The sequence below is a fragment of the Rhodococcus sp. T2V genome (assembly GCF_029269925.1).
GTDB lineage: Bacteria > Actinomycetota > Actinomycetes > Mycobacteriales > Mycobacteriaceae > Rhodococcus_F > Rhodococcus_F koreensis.
The window spans coordinates 203,177-217,870 of sequence record NZ_JARJBD010000006.1 but is presented as its reverse complement, the minus strand read 5'-3'; the positions used below and the strand labels follow the sequence as shown (position 1 = coordinate 217,870).

Sequence of the window (14,694 nt, the reverse complement as noted above, 5' to 3'; positions counted from 1 at the left end):
GGTGTATCCAATCACGCGCGACATTTCCGGCTAAACATCACTACTTCGTTCGAAAGTGGGTACAGAGAGTGAGACGATCCCATCCCTTCGACCGGAGGAACCGCCATGAGCGACGAGAAGACCGGCCATCGGATCGACAGGCGAACGTTTCTCTCGGGTGCCGCGGTCGCGGGCGGGGTGACCGTGATGTCGGGTCTCTTCGACCGTCGGGCGGACGCGTCGGAGCAACCGCTGCGCCGCCAGCCGAATAGTTACGTGCAGCCCAACATCGTGTTCATCGTCGTCGACGAGATGCGGTTTCCCCAGGTCTTTCCGGCCGGTATCACCACTCCGGACCAGTTCCTGCAGCGGTTCATGCCCAACCTCTACAAGTTGTGGGCGCCCGGGGTGAAGTTCACGCAGCACTACACGGCCGGAGTGGCGTGCAGCCCCGGCCGCGCGTGTTTCGTCACCGGGCTGTATCCGCTGCAGAACTGGATGCTGCAGACCCGGACCGGTAATCGGGCGTCACCCGTCCCGTCCCCGGCGATGGGACGGGAGTTCCCGACGTACGGCAAACTGCTGCGACAGGCGGGGTACGTCACGCCGTATGTCGGGAAGTGGCATCTGTCGCCGTCGCCGGACGAGGATTCGGGGCTCGCCCCCGGGTACCTCGAGGAGTACGGGTTCGACGGGCTGACGATGCCCGACATCATCGGATTGAACGGTGAGGGTTTCGAATTCGACGGGCACATCGCCGACCAGGCCGCGGCGTGGTTGTCGACGCGCAAACCCTCCGACGGCCCGTTCTGCCTCACGGCGAGCTTCGTCAACCCGCACGACCAGCAGTTCTTCTGGGCCGGAACGGAAGCGGAACGCTATCAGTCGCTGTACGCGAACAACGTTCCCCCGCTCAGCCCCGCCCGGACGTGGTCGGTGACCACCGGCGAGAGCGACCCGCCGCGGCTGGGCTACCCGTCCGTGCCGCCCAACTGGGAACCCGAGAAGGCGCTGCAGTCGAAACCGAGCACCCAGGTGTTCGCGCGGGAGTTCCAGGCGCTGGTGTGGGGCGGCGTCACCGACGACGTCCAGAACCTGTCGAACTACTACCTCCAGCCGTACGGTCAGGGAACCGACCCCGACCGGCACATCGCGTTCGCGCCGTACACGTACTGGGAACGGGCACTCGACAGTTACACCAACGTGCTGTCGATGGTCGATCACCACATCGGCACGGTGATCAACTCGCTGCCGGAGGACGTCGCGGCGAACACCGTCTTCGTCATGACGTCGGATCACGGCGAATACGCCGGGGCGCACGGCTTCGTCGCCGGCAAGCTGTCCACCGCCTACGACGAGGCATTCCACATCCCGCTGATCGTCGCCGACCCGACCGGGCGGTTCACCGGCGACACCGACACCCCGCGCGGGCAGCTCACGTCGAGCGTCGACGTGGTGCCACTCCTCGCGACGCTCGGCCACGGCGACCGGAACTGGATGTCCGGGGACCTGTTCGCGACGTACGCCGAGCGCGTCGACCTCCTGCCGCTGCTGCGGAGCAACGCCGCAGCAGGACGCGACCACGTCCTCCTCGCCACCAACGAGCACGCACCGCAGGGGATCAACTGGAACAACTCCCCCACCCACATCTACGTGCTGCGCACCCCCGAGGCGAAAGTCGCGGTGTACTCGAAGTGGTTGGGGCCCACCGCCTACGTCGACCCGGCGTCGTTCCAGTACGAGTTCTACGACTACGCCACCGAACGCGGTCGGGCGGAACTCGACAACACCTTCGATCACGATCCGCGCGGCCCCGCGATGGCCGCCCAGCTGATGACCCAGTATCTGCCGACTCAGCTCGCCGCGCCGCTGCCCCCGGCGTTCGCTCAGCAGAGCGCGGATGCGATGGCCCGGTACCTCACCTACATCCAGGTGATCAACCGGTACACCCCCGGCCAGATCGACCGCGAGGGCATCGACAAGTTGACCGCCTTCGGGGAGGTGTTCTGACGGACATGGCCGGGAAAATCGTTGCCGCCGTGCTGGTTCTGCTGATGTGGTCGGGCGGGGCCTCCCTCGCCTCCGCGACACCGCCGCCGACGGCGCAGTGCGCGTGGCAGTTCATGTCCAACTCGACGGTGCTGAATGTCGCGTTCCCCGATGCCAACGCGACGTACTGGGTTCTGCCCTACGCGTTGGCGTCCGGCGACACCATCGAACTGAGCGGCACCTACCCGGCAGCCCGCTACTTCTCACTCAACACGTACGGAACCAACTTCGACACCGTCGACACGTTGCGCGACAACCAGATCGGGCCCGACCCGGGCAGCGGCAACCCGTTCACCGACGCCTCAGCCGGTTCCTTGCCTCCCGCGCAGAAGCGCTGGCACGCGACGGTCGTGACCGGTCCGGCCGATCACGCGCGCAACCAGATTCAGGCCCTCCCCACCGGGGCCGGCGCGCAGTCGGTACCCGTCGGCTTCCTCATCATCCGGGTGTACGTGCCCGACGATCCGGCATCACCGTCGGGCGGCGTCCCACTGCCCGACGTGACGCTGACGTCCGGCGGTCGAACGTCGCCGGTGCCGACGTGCGGATCCGAATTCGACCCCTCCGCCTACGACAACGGCCCGCTCGGGCAGGTCGCGGAGGCGGGATTCGATCAGATCATCGCCGGCGCCGCCTCCGGCGCGTTCCCCGGCAACGTTCCCGAGGCGACGTTCGTGAACCCCGCCAGCACGTCGGGCCTGTTCCCCAACGGCGACAACAAATACGTCGGAGCGGGCCTGACGTATCAGCCCGGACGCATCGTCGTCGTGCAGGGCCGGGCACCCACCTTCCCCGACACCCGTGCGGGACAACCCGTCACCGCACCCGGCCGCCAGCTGCGGTACTGGTCGATGTGCCAGAACGACCAGCTGACGCCGTACCCGGTCGTCGCGTGCGCCGCCGACTTCCAGACCCGCACCGACGGCGACGGCAACTACACGTACGTCGTCGCCGCACCGCAGGACGTCCCCGCCCGCGCCGCATCCGACCCGACCGTCACCGTCATCCCCTGGGGCTCCACCGACGTCGCGAAGAAGGTGCTCTTCCTGCGGTACATGCTGCCGTCCGACGCCTTCTACCCGCAGTCGGTGCAGGCGTCGCAGAACAATCACACCGACCCCGCCACCACGATGGGTCCGTACTACCCGCGCTCCGCCTACTGCGACACCGCCACCTTCGAGGCCGGGGGAAGCACTGCGTGCCTGTGAGTACTTGTTAACCGCCCGTGGTTAATAAGTACTCACGGGCGTTTACGCACTGACGAACTGGCTGTTGTACAGGCGGTAGTACGCGCCGCGGGTGAGGAGCAGGTCTTCGTGGCTGCCCTGCTCGACGATGCGACCGTCCTCCATGACGACGATGAGGTCGGCGTCGCGGATCGTCGACAGGCGGTGTGCGATCACGAAACTCGTGCGATCGCTGCGCAGGACCGCCGTCGCGTGCTGCACGAGCAGTTCGGTGCGGGTGTCGACGGAACTGGTCGCCTCGTCGAGGATCAGGATCGACGGTTGCGAGATGAACGCGCGGGCGATGGTGATCAGCTGCTTCTCACCGGCGCTGATGTTGCTGCCCTCTTCGTCGATGACGGTGTCGTAGCCGTCGGGCAGCGAGTGGACGAACCGGTCGACGTAGCTGATCCGCGCGGCCGCCTGGATCTCGTCCTCGGTGGCGTCGGGGCGTCCGTACGCGATGTTGTCGCGGATGGTGCCGCCGAACAGCCACGCGTCCTGCAGCACCATGCCGATGCGGGACCGCAGGTCGTCGCGCGACATTGCGGCGATGTCGACGCCGTCGAGGAGGATCCGGCCGCCGTCGAGTTCGTAGAACCGCAGGATGAGATTGACGAGGGTGGTCTTGCCTGCGCCGGTGGGTCCGACGATGGCGACCATCTGGCCGGGTTCGGCGACCAGCGACAGGTTCTCGATCAGCGGCTTCTCCGGTGTGTAGCCGAACGAGACGTCCGAGAACTCCACCCGGCCCGAGACCTCGGCCGGGTTGGGTGCGTCGGCCGGGTCCGGGTCTTCCTCGCCCTCGTCGAGGATGGCGAACACCCGCTCGGCGGACGCCACACCCGACTGCATGAGGTTGACCATGGCCCCGATCTGGGTGAGGGGCTGGGTGAACTGGCGCGAGTACTGGATGAAGGCCTGCACGTCGCCGAGGCTCATGGTGCCGGACGCCACCCGCATGCCACCGAGTACCGCGATGGCCACGAAGTTGAGGTTTCCGAGGAACATGATCGCGGGCATGATCAGGCCCGAGATGAACTGGGCCCGGTAGCTGGCCTGGTAGAGCGCCTCGTTCTGCTCCTCGAACCGGGCCTCCACCTCACGGCCGCGGCCGAACACGGTGACCAGTTCGTGGCCCGTGTACGCCTCTTCCACGTGCGAGTTCAGTTCGCCGGTCGACTTCCACTGCGACACGAAGTGCGTCTTGGATCGTTTCGCGATCTGCGCGGTCACCAGGATCGACAGCGGCACCGTCAGCACGGCGATCAGCGCGAGGAGCGGCGAGATGACGATCATCATCACGAGGATGCCGATCACCGTCATCGCCGACACGATCAGCTGGCTCATCGTCTGCTGCAGCGACTGCGAGACGTTGTCGATGTCGTTGGTGACCCGGCTGAGCAGGTCGCCGCGGGAGTGGGAGTCGAAGTACCGCAGCGGAAGTCGGTGGATCTTCCGCTCGACTTCGGCGCGCAGGTTCTTCACGACACCCTGCACGACGATGTTCAGCAGGAAACCCGACAGCCACATGAATACCGACGACCCCAGGTACAGGGCCAGCACGATCGCCAGCACCCGGCCGAGTGCGGTGAAGTCGATCCCGACCCCGGGCACGACGGCCATGCCGGACACCATGTCGGCGAACGTGTTCTGACCGTCGGCCCGCAGCGCGGCGACGGCTTGCTCCTTCGACATTCCGGCGGGCAACTGGGCGCCGATGATGCCGTCGAAGATCAGGTTCGTGCCCTGGCCGAGCATGCGCGGCGCGATCGACGTGAGAACCACCGACACGGCGGCGACGAGGAAAACGATGCCGACGGCGATGCGGTGGGGACGCAGCCGACGCAGCAGCCGCTTGGTGGACGGCCACAGCTCGTGCGGCTTGGAGCCCGGGGCTCCCGGCGCGACCGGTCCCGGAATACGCGGGCCGACGGGCCTTTCGGCGGTGGTGGTGGTTGCGCGATCGCTCATAGTGCTTCCTGGACCGATCGTTGGGATTCGACGATCTCGACGTAACACGGACACGTCTCGAGCAGTTCGTCGTGGGTTCCGATTCCGACCACCGCGCCGTCCTCGAGCACCACGATCTGCTCGGCCTCCACGATCGTCGAAACGCGCTGGGCGACGACGATGACGCACGCGTCCGAGGTCTCGGGTTTGAGTGCGGCACGCAGCCGGGCGTCGGTGCTGAGGTCGAGGGCGGAGAACGAGTCGTCGAACAGATAGATCGACGGACGACGCACCAGCGCCCGCGCGATGGCGAGCCGCTGCCGCTGACCGCCGGAGACGGTCGTGCCGCCCTGCGCGACCGGGGTGTCGAGTCCCTCGGGCATGGCGCGCACGAAATCGGCGGCCTGCGCGATCTCCAGCGCCCGCCACAGTTCCTCGTCGGTGGCGTCGGGTTTGCCGTACCGCAGGTTGGTGGCGACGGTGCCCGAGAACAGGTAGGGCCGCTGCGGGACGAGTCCGATGCCGGCCCGCAGCACGTCCAGGTCGATGCGGCGCACATCCGTGTCGGACACGGCGACCGCGCCCGACGTGGCGTCGATGAGGCGCGGGATCAGCGACAGCAGCGTCGTCTTACCGGAGCCGGTGCCGCCGATGATCGCGGTGGTCTTGCCGGGTTCGGCGCGGAAACTGATGTCGCGCAAGACGGGCTCGTCGGCGCCGGGGAACTTGAACTGGGCGTCGCGCAGTTCCACCACCCCGGGGTTCTGCAGCACGGTGACCGGATCGACCGGAGGCACGACGGTGGAGTCCGTGCCGAGCACCTCGCCGATGCGTTCGGCGCAGACGGTGGCGCGGGGGGCCATCATCGCGATGAACGAGGCCATCATCACCGACATCAGGATCTGCATGATGTAGCTGAGCATCGCGGTCAGCGAGCCGACCTGCATGGTGCCGCTGTTGATTTCGTGACCGCCGAACCAGATGACGGCGACGCTGGTGACGTTCGCGATCACCATCACGAGCGGGAACATCACCGCCGTCAGCCTGCCGACCCGCAGGGCGGTCTGGGTGAGCTGCTCGTTGGCGTCGCCGAACCGCTGCATCTCGGAGCGCTCGCGGACGAACGCCCGCACCACGCGGATGCCGGTGATCTGCTCGCGGAGCACCCGGTTGACCCCGTCGATGCGGGTCTGCATCTCCCGGAACGCGGGCACCATCCGCGAGATCACGAAACCCATGGACAGCGCGAGCACCGGCACGGTGACCGCCAGGATCCAGGCGAGCCCGGCGTCCTCCCGGATCGACATCACGACGCCGCCGACGCACATGATCGGGGCCATCACGAGGATCGTGCAGCTCATCACGACGAGCATCTGCACCTGTTGCACGTCGTTGGTGTTGCGGGTGATCAGCGACGGCGCACCGAAACGGCCGAACTCCCGGGACGAGAAACTCCCCACCTGATGCATGACGGCGCGGCGCACGTCGCGTCCGAAACCCATTGCGGCACGGGCACCGAAGTACACCGAACCGATCGAGCAGATGATCTGCACGACCGTGACGAGCAGCATCATGACGCCCGTCGACAGGATGTACGCCGTGTCGCCCTTGGTGACACCGTTGTCGATGAGATCGGCGTTCAGGCTGGGCAGGTACAGCGCTGCCGCGGTCGCGACGAGCTGGAACAGGACGACCGCCGTGAGCTCCCGCTTGTACGGGCGGAGGTACGTGGTGAGCAGGGCATTCAACATGGGCAGCAGCGATCCTGGCGGGTCATCATTATGTCCGAAGGTTACCAACAGAAACGACCGCAGGCCCGCGGATTTTCGGGCCTGCGGTCTTGTGAGGGGTTGACGAGTCCAGAGACTCCTCAACCACTCACGGGCGCGAAGCGCCTATCCGCATCGTGCAGCACCTTCTTCAGCTTCTCGCCCTCGATGTCGACGTTGGGCAGGATCTTGTCCAGCCACTTCGGCAGCCACCACGCCTTGTCGCCGAGCAGTGCCATCACCGACGGGATGATCACCATGCGCACGATGAAGGCGTCGAAGAACACGGCGGCCGCGAGGGCGAAGCCGATCGACTTGATGAACGAGTTCGGCTCGGCGATGAAGGCCGCGAACACCGAGATCATGATGACCGCGGCGGCGCTGACCACCCGGGCACCGTGGTTGAAGCCGACGGTGACGGCCTGCTTCGCGGTCGCGCCGTGCACGTATTCCTCCCGCATCCGGGTCACCAGGAACACCTGGTAGTCCATCGCGAGTCCGAACACGACACCGATCAGGAAGATCGGCATGAAGCTGACGATCGGCTGCGGGTTGGAGATGATGCCGCCCCAGCCTTCCTGGAACACCGCGACGGTGGCACCGAACGTGGCCGCGACGCTGAGGAGGAAGCCGAGGGTGGCGGTCAGCGGCACGAGCAGCGAGCGGAACACGAGCAGCAGCAGGAGGAAGGCCAGGCCCACGACCACCGCGAGGTACGGGATCAGCGCGTCCTGCAGCGTGTCGGACACGTCGCCTTCGAGCGCGGTCTGTCCGGTGACGCCGTAGTTGACGCCGATCGAGTCGTGCAGGTCCGCCTCCGCCCCGCGGATATTGCTCACCAGGTCCATCGTGGCCGGATCGCTGGGGGCGCTGCTCGGCGTGACCAGGATCTGCGCGGTGTCGCCGGCCCTGTTGACACCGACGACCTGCGCGTTCGACACGTCGTCCTGTGCCCTGATGGTCTTCACGACCTCACCGAACGCCTCCGACGGTGTGCCGGTGGTGACGTCCTTGGCGTCGACGACGACGAGCAGCGGGCCGTTCTTGCCGGGGCCGAAGCCCTCGCTCACGAGGTCGTAGGCCTGCCGGGAGCTGGTGGCGGGGTCGCCGGTGCCCTCGCCGGGCAGGGCCAGGCTCAGGCCGGTCGCGGGGATGGCGAGCGCCCCGAGCACCACGACGCCGGCGATCAGCGGAATCGCGGGCCTGCGGACCACGGCGCTGATGTACCGCAGGGCGAGGCTCGGCTTGCCCTCGTCGTCCTCGAGGTCACGACTGCTGAGGAACGGGATCTTGCCTGCGAACGCCTTCTTCCCGAACAGCCCGAGGATCGCGGGCAGGAGCGTCAGGGCGATCGAGACGGCGATGAACACCGTGAACGCGGCGGCCGCACCCATGTCGGAGAGGAACGGGATCCCGACGACGCGCAGCGCGATCAGCGCGATGATGACGGTGAGACCGGCGAACACCACGGCGGAGCCAGCGGTGCCGACGGCACGTCCGGCGGCTTCCGAGCGGTCGTCCGTGAGGGTGAGCTCGTGCCGGAACCGGGACACGATGAACAGCGAGTAGTCGATGGCGACCGCGAGGCCGATCATGATGGCCAGCGTGGGTGTCATCGAGCTGAGGTCGGTGAACCCGGTAGCGACGGTGATACCGAGGCTGCCGATCATGATGCCGATGATCGCGGTGATCAACGGCAGACCCGCGGCCACCAGAGAACCGAACGTCAGCGCCAGCACGACCGCGGCCACGCCGATGCCGACGAGTTCGGTGGAGCCGCCGGGCGGCTCGGCTTCGTTGGCGGCGGACCCGCTGATCTCGACGGTCAGTCCGGCGTTGCGGCCGGCGTCGGCGGCGGCCGAGATCTGGTCGCGCAGGGCCTGATCGACGTCGCCCATGCCGCCCGTGAACGGCACCTCGACGTAGCCGACGGTCTTGTCGGCGTTCAGCGGTGACAGCGCCTGCGCGTTCGCGACGCCGTCCGCTTCGCTGATTCCCTTGTCCGCGGCCGTCGACTTCGCCATCTCGACGAGCTGATCGTTCGCGGTGACGGGGTTGACCAGTGCCTTCGCGGCGTCGGCGCCCGAGGCGGTGGCGGGATCGACCTTGGCGGCGTCCTGGACCTGTTCGATGCCGCGCACCTTGGCGAGTACCGCGTCCATCGCCTGCTGACTCTGCTCGCTCTCGAGCGTCTGGCCCTCGGGTGCGGCGAATACGTAGCGCGCGCTGACGGCGTTCATCGGGTCGCTGCCCGCGGCCTCGGGGAAGCGTTCGGCCATCAGGTCCTGCGCCTGCTGCGCGGGGGTGCCCGGGATGGAGAACGAGTCCTTGGTGGGCCCGGACAGCGTTGCCGCCCCGACGCCCATGAGCACCAGGATCACCAACCAGACGCTGAGGACCGCGCCTTTTCGCCGGTAGGCGAATCTGCCGATCCGATAGAGATAGGTGGCCACGAGAGACTCCTTCTGAGTCGGTGGAAAGAAGGGTGGTTCGGGGCAGCCGATTACGGCTGCGGGATGCCCTGACGGAGTTGACGAATGGCGTCGCGGACGAGTTCTTCCGGCCCACTGGCGCCGGACTTGCCGCTCATCCACAGATCGAGCGACGCCTTGCACGCCGATCCGACCGCCAGGTGCAGCAGGTTGGGGTAGAGGTCGGTGTCGATGTTCGTGCCCGTGCGTTCGGCGATCACCTCACCGACCAGGCGGGTGACGCGCAGGTGCACTTCGAGTTTCTTCGCGAGCAGCGCGGGGCTGGTCTCGACGAGTTCCATCATCACCGCGGTCTCTTCGAGCGGTTTCGCGGGATCGGTGACGATCTGGACCACCACGTGCTCGACGGAATCCCAGATCGGCTCGTCCTCGGGGCGGGCACGGAGCAGGTCCACCCAGTCGTGGACGGACTGCTCGAAGTGCGCGAGGACGGCCTCTTCCTTGCTGGAGAAGTAGTTGTGGAACGTCCGAGTCGAGACCCCCGCCTCGGACGCGATGGCGTCGGCGGTGACGCATTCGATGCCCAGCGCGCGGGCCAGGCGTGCGGCGGCGCCGCTGAGGGCTGCGCGGGTGGCGGCCTTCTTGCGGTCCCGCAGTCCGATTTCCGAAATCACTACTCCGAGGGTACAGAACTTGCAGAGCTCTGCAAATTTGCGTGCCAGCGCAATTTTCATGTTCTTGCCCACAGTCCGCGCAGCACTGTGTCGGGGATCACCGCGGCGTTACGGTGGACCCATGTCCGATCCGACGGCGCCGCTGTCGTTCCGGGCGGACGAGATCGACCGCGCCGCCCTGGACCAACTCGCGTCCGTTCTCGACGTCCAGGCCGCGCGCCCGGGAATCCGGCGACTGCGCGAGTGGTCGTTCGCCGCCCTGCACGTGCGGCCGGGCGAGAGCGCCCTCGACATCGGCTCGGGCACCGGATCGGAGACCCGAGCACTCGCGGCCGCGGTCACCGCGTCGGGCCGGGCGATCGGACTCGATCCCAACCCCGGCATGGCCCTCCTCGCCCGGGAGCGGACCGAGCAGGAGGGCTCGACCGCGCAGTTCGTCATCGGCGACGCGTACTCGCTGCCGTTCCCCGACAACCGCCTCGACGTCGTGCGCAGCGAGCGGGTCTTCCAGCACCTGAGCGAACCGGACCGCGCGGTGGCGGAAGTGGTCCGAGTCCTGCGGCCCGGTGGGCGCGGCATGATCGTCGACAGCGACTGGGGCACGGCGATCATGCACCCCGGCGATCCCCTGGTCCTGCAGAAGATCATGGACGTGATGCTGGCGCACACCGCCAACCCGCACTCCGGGCGACTGCTCCCGGGTCAGCTCACCGCCGCCGGACTCGTCGTCGAGGACGTCGGCTCGGAGGCGTTGATCCAGGATCCGGCGGATGTGACCGGCCCCCTCGTCCAGATGATGACCGCCGCCGCGATCGCCGAGGGAGCGATTACCGCCGCGCAGCGCGACGACCTGCTGGACCAGTTGACCGCCGCTGCCCGCACCGGCGACTTCCACATGTCGGTGACGATGTTCGCGTATCTCGTTCGCAAGCCCTGACGAAATCCTTCCGACATTCGGAAACCGAGTGTGGTGGATCACCTCCGGTGCCGCACAGTGGTGGGGACGACGCTGCCGCCTCTTCGAGTCCGGCGTCACCAATCACGCAGCAGCCCAGCATATTCCGGAGGCACCCATGTCCACGATCGCCCGCAACCAGTGGTACGTCGCAGCCTACGGCCGCGAGGTCGGACGCGAACTGTTCTCGCGCACCATCTGCGAGGAGCCGATCCTGTTCTGGCGCACCGAGGCCGGCGAGGCCGTCGCGATGAGCGACCGCTGCGTGCACCGCCGCTACCCACTGTCCGAGGCGCCGAGCCGGCTCGACGGCGACTCCGTGGTCTGCGGCTATCACGGATTCACCTACGGCAGCGACGGCGGCTGCGTGTTCGTGCCCGGCCAGGCCCGCGTTCCCCGCACCGCCCGGCTGCGCTCGTACCAGGTGGTCGAGCAGGACTCGTTCGTGTGGGTGTGGATCGCCGACCCGGACAACCCCGAGCAGGGCGATCCCACCCGCATCCCCCGCGCACCGTGGATGGACTCCCCCGACTACACCGTCGTGTCCGGCATGGAACCGATCGACTGCAACTACGGCCTGCTCGTCGACAACCTGATGGATCTCTCCCACGAGACGTACCTGCACGGCGGCTACATCGGCACCCCCGAGGTGGCGGAAACCCCGATCACCACGGAGATCGACGAGGACCGGAACGTCATCTACGTGTCCCGGCACATGGACGACGCCGAGTGCCCGCCCTTCTACTCCGAGTCCACCGGCATCGAGGGTCGCATCACCCGCTGGCAGGACATCGAGTACACGCCGCCGTGCCTGTACCTGCTGCACAGCCGCATCGCCCCGGTCGGCGCACCGCTGCCCGGCGACGACGGCTCCGACCCGCACGCGTTCCACAGCGAGATCGTCTACGCGATCACCCCGTCGACCGAGAACTCCACCCTCGACTTCTGGGCCGTGGCCCGCGACTTCGCGATCGGCGACGACGCCGTCACGACGTTCCTGGCCGAGAACAACCGCACCGTCGTCATGCAGGACGTCGTGGCGCTGAACATCCTGCAGCAGGCGCTCGACACCGAGAAGGACGGCTACCAGGAGTTGTCGATCAACATCGACGCCGGCGGACTCGGCGCCCGCCGCCTCCTGAAGAAGCTGGCCGGCGCGTCGCAGGCCGTCGCCGCCGCGGCGGGCTGACCGGTGGAACCGACGAGGATGCTCCGCGGGACCCGCGTGATGCGCATCGTGTGGCTGCCGGGTTCGGACCTGCTCGAGGGCGAGTGCCACTGCGGCGCGCGCCACGTGGCCGAGGAACCCGCCGCCCTGTGGGAGTGGTTGCTCGCCTGCCCCGACGGCCACCACCCCGCCGACCCGCCGGTGCCCGCCGTGCCGCTGCCCGCCGCGCCGGACTCCGTTCCCGTTCCCGTCTGACCTCCCGGAAGAGACCGCCATGCCCAACCCGCCCGAACCCGTGCTCGAACTGGAGCTGACCACCCGGACGCTCGGCGCCGACGGCGTCGTCGTACTGGAGTTCCGCGACCCGTCCGGAGCCGACCTGCCCGCGTGGACGCCGGGTGCGCACGTCGACCTGATCCTGACACCCGAGCTCACCCGCCAGTACTCGCTGTGCGGCGACCCGGCCGACACCGGCACCTGGCGTGTTGCCGTGCTGCGAGAGGCGATGGGCCGCGGCGGTTCGCAGTTCGTGCACGACAAGCTGAGCGAGGGCGACCGCGTCACGGTCCGGGGTCCGCGCAACCACTTCGCGCTCGAGCCGTCACCGCGGTACGTGTTCGTCGCCGGCGGCATCGGGATCACCCCGATCCTCACGATGGCGCACGCCGCGGACAACGCGGGCGCCGACTGGACCCTCGTCTACGGCGGACGCAGCCGCAGTTCGATGGCGTTCGCCGACGTCCTCGCCGAGCGGTTCGGCGACCGGGTGGTGATCCACCCCCAGGACGAGCACGGGCTCATCGACCTCCCGGGGCTGCTCGCCGACGTCCGGGAGAACACCCTCGTCTACTGCTGCGGGCCAGCGCCGCTGCTCGACGCCGTCACCGCTCACTGCGACAGCTGGCCGTCCGGCGCGCTGCACCTCGAGCGGTTCGCGGCCAAGGACCTCGAGAAGCCGGTCCGGGGCGAGGGGTTCGAGGTGGAGCTGACGCTGAGCGGCAAGACCGTCACCGTGCCGCCCGAGCAGTCGATCCTGCAGGCCGTCACCGCGGCAGGCGTCCAGGTGCTGTCGTCCTGCGAGGAGGGAACGTGCGGAACCTGCGAGACGACCGTGCTCAGCGGTACTGTCGATCACCGGGATTCCCTGCTCACAGCGGACGAGCAGGCCGAGGGCGACACCATGATGATCTGCGTCTCGCGTGCGAGCTGTCCACGCCTGACGCTGGAACTGTGAGACGGAGACCGAGCAATGGCGATCACCGGTTCGGTGACCATTCGCTCGTTGCGGCTCCTCGAACTGTTCACCCCCGCGTCGCCGCGGCTGACCCTCAGCGACCTGTCGCGCAAGTCCGGGTACCCACTGAGCACGGTGCACCGGCTGACCAGCGACCTCATCGAATGGGGCGCCCTCGAACGTGACAGCAGCGGTCGCTTCACCGTCGGGCTGAAACTGTGGGAGATCGCGTCGCTCGCCCCGCGCGGCACGATGCTCCGCGAACTGGCGATGCCGGTGATGGAGGACCTGTCGCAGATCACGCGGGAGAACGTGCAGCTCGGCATCGCCGAGGGCACCGAGGTCGTGTTCGTCGAACGCATCGCCGGACAGAAGGCGGTGCCCGTCCAGACCCGCGTCGGCGGCCGGTTCCCGCTGACGGCGTCCGGCATCGGGCTGGCCCTGCTCGCGTACATGCCGACCGACGTGCAGGAGCAGGTGCTGGCCGGGCCGATCGAGAAGTTCACCGAACGGACCGTCACCGACCCCGTCGTCCTGCGGCGCACGCTCGCCGAGATCCGCCGATCCGAGGTCGCGATCAGTGATCGTCAGGTGACCATGGACGCCGTCTCCGTCGCGGCCCCTATCTTCGAACGTCCCGGAACGGCGGTCGCGGCCGTGTCGCTGGTGGTGTCGGCGGAGGGGGCGTCGCTCAACGCGCTGGTCCCACTGGTACGCGCGGCAGGCCGGACGATCAGCCGCGCGCTGCGCCCTCGTCAACCGACGTAGCCGGCCGGGTGCGACGCTCCCAGGCCCCGGGGTCGGACGTCAACGTGGTGAGGAATCCCGGCAGTTGCCCGTTCGCCACGTCCGCGAGGCTCACGTTCTCGAGCACGGCCCGCAGGTTCACCCGCACCGCGATCCACACGTCCTGCAGTTTCGCGGCCGGTCCGGCGTAGTCGACGTCCTCGGGGCGTTCCCCGCGTACCGACGCCAGCGGACCCTCGACGGTCCGGATCACGTCGGCGATCGTGATGTCCTCGGCGGGCCGCGCCAGCCAGTAGCCGCCGTCGGGTCCGCGCCGGCTGTTGACCAGTCCGCCGCGGCGGAGGTCGGCGAGCACGGCCTCGAGGAACTTGTGCGGAATCGTCTGCGACTGTGCCAGGAACTCGGCCTTGGACGGGGACGGCCCGGCCGCGGCGAGTTCGATCAGCGTCCGCACGGCGTAGTCCACCTTTGCGGTGATGTGCACACCGAATTCCTACCATCCAAGTAT

The 14,694-nt window shown here is 68.0% G+C and carries 12 protein-coding genes; 7 read left to right on the top strand and 5 right to left on the bottom strand.

The features are described 5' to 3' along the window. Nucleotides 1-105 precede the first annotated feature (105 nt). Complete coding sequence (locus P3H15_RS08545) at nucleotides 106-1,989, top strand: sulfatase-like hydrolase/transferase (RefSeq protein WP_276136804.1); 1,884 nt, start codon at nucleotides 106-108, stop codon at nucleotides 1,987-1,989. 5 nt (nucleotides 1,990-1,994) lie between these two features. Next, nucleotides 1,995-3,236, top strand: coding sequence for a hypothetical protein (locus P3H15_RS08540; RefSeq protein WP_276136803.1), 1,242 nt, complete (start codon nucleotides 1,995-1,997; stop codon nucleotides 3,234-3,236). A gap of 42 nt (nucleotides 3,237-3,278) precedes the next feature. Here the strand turns inward: P3H15_RS08540 and P3H15_RS08535 are convergent, their stop codons facing one another. The 4 genes from P3H15_RS08535 to P3H15_RS08520 form a co-directional block, all read right to left on the bottom strand. After that, nucleotides 3,279-5,228: an ABC transporter ATP-binding protein gene (locus P3H15_RS08535; RefSeq protein WP_276136802.1), complete on the bottom strand. Its 1,950-nt coding sequence runs from the start codon at nucleotides 5,226-5,228 to the stop codon at nucleotides 3,279-3,281. Then, the gene (locus P3H15_RS08530) at nucleotides 5,225-6,958 is read right to left on the bottom strand and encodes an ABC transporter ATP-binding protein (RefSeq protein ID WP_276136801.1); all 1,734 of its coding nucleotides are present in this window, start codon (nucleotides 6,956-6,958) and stop codon (nucleotides 5,225-5,227) included. The genes P3H15_RS08535 and P3H15_RS08530 overlap by 4 nt, the downstream gene beginning before the upstream one ends. 119 nt (nucleotides 6,959-7,077) lie before the next feature. Beyond that, on the bottom strand, nucleotides 7,078-9,429 hold the full coding sequence (locus P3H15_RS08525) for an MMPL family transporter (protein WP_276136800.1): 2,352 nt from the start codon (nucleotides 9,427-9,429) through the stop codon (nucleotides 7,078-7,080). Between the two features lie 50 nt (nucleotides 9,430-9,479). Further along, entirely contained in the window at nucleotides 9,480-10,082 is a 603-nt protein-coding gene (locus P3H15_RS08520; RefSeq protein ID WP_276136799.1) for a TetR/AcrR family transcriptional regulator, read from the bottom strand. Between the two features lie 121 nt (nucleotides 10,083-10,203). Here P3H15_RS08520 and P3H15_RS08515 point away from each other — a divergent pair, with 121 nt between their 5' ends. From P3H15_RS08515 to P3H15_RS08495, 5 genes are all read left to right on the top strand, one after another. Next, complete coding sequence (locus P3H15_RS08515; RefSeq protein ID WP_276136798.1) at nucleotides 10,204-11,019, top strand: class I SAM-dependent methyltransferase; 816 nt, start codon at nucleotides 10,204-10,206, stop codon at nucleotides 11,017-11,019. A gap of 136 nt (nucleotides 11,020-11,155) precedes the next feature. Beyond that, nucleotides 11,156-12,226, top strand: coding sequence for an aromatic ring-hydroxylating dioxygenase subunit alpha (locus P3H15_RS08510; protein WP_276136797.1), 1,071 nt, complete (start codon nucleotides 11,156-11,158; stop codon nucleotides 12,224-12,226). A gap of 18 nt (nucleotides 12,227-12,244) precedes the next feature. Beyond that, nucleotides 12,245-12,460 (top strand): hypothetical protein, encoded by a 216-nt coding sequence (locus P3H15_RS08505; protein ID WP_276136796.1) that lies wholly within the window; start codon nucleotides 12,245-12,247, stop codon nucleotides 12,458-12,460. A gap of 19 nt (nucleotides 12,461-12,479) precedes the next feature. Continuing rightward, nucleotides 12,480-13,439, top strand: coding sequence for a PDR/VanB family oxidoreductase (locus tag P3H15_RS08500; RefSeq protein ID WP_276136795.1), 960 nt, complete (start codon nucleotides 12,480-12,482; stop codon nucleotides 13,437-13,439). A 15-nt stretch (nucleotides 13,440-13,454) separates the two neighbouring features. After that, entirely contained in the window at nucleotides 13,455-14,207 is a 753-nt protein-coding gene (locus tag P3H15_RS08495; protein ID WP_072938327.1) for an IclR family transcriptional regulator, read from the top strand. On the opposite strand, the gene P3H15_RS08490 is transcribed toward P3H15_RS08495, so the two are convergent. Next, entirely contained in the window at nucleotides 14,173-14,670 is a 498-nt protein-coding gene (locus P3H15_RS08490) for an Rrf2 family transcriptional regulator (protein ID WP_160096231.1), read from the bottom strand. The two genes, P3H15_RS08495 and P3H15_RS08490, sit on opposite strands and share 35 nt — an antisense overlap. Between the last annotated feature and the right edge of the window lie 24 nt (nucleotides 14,671-14,694).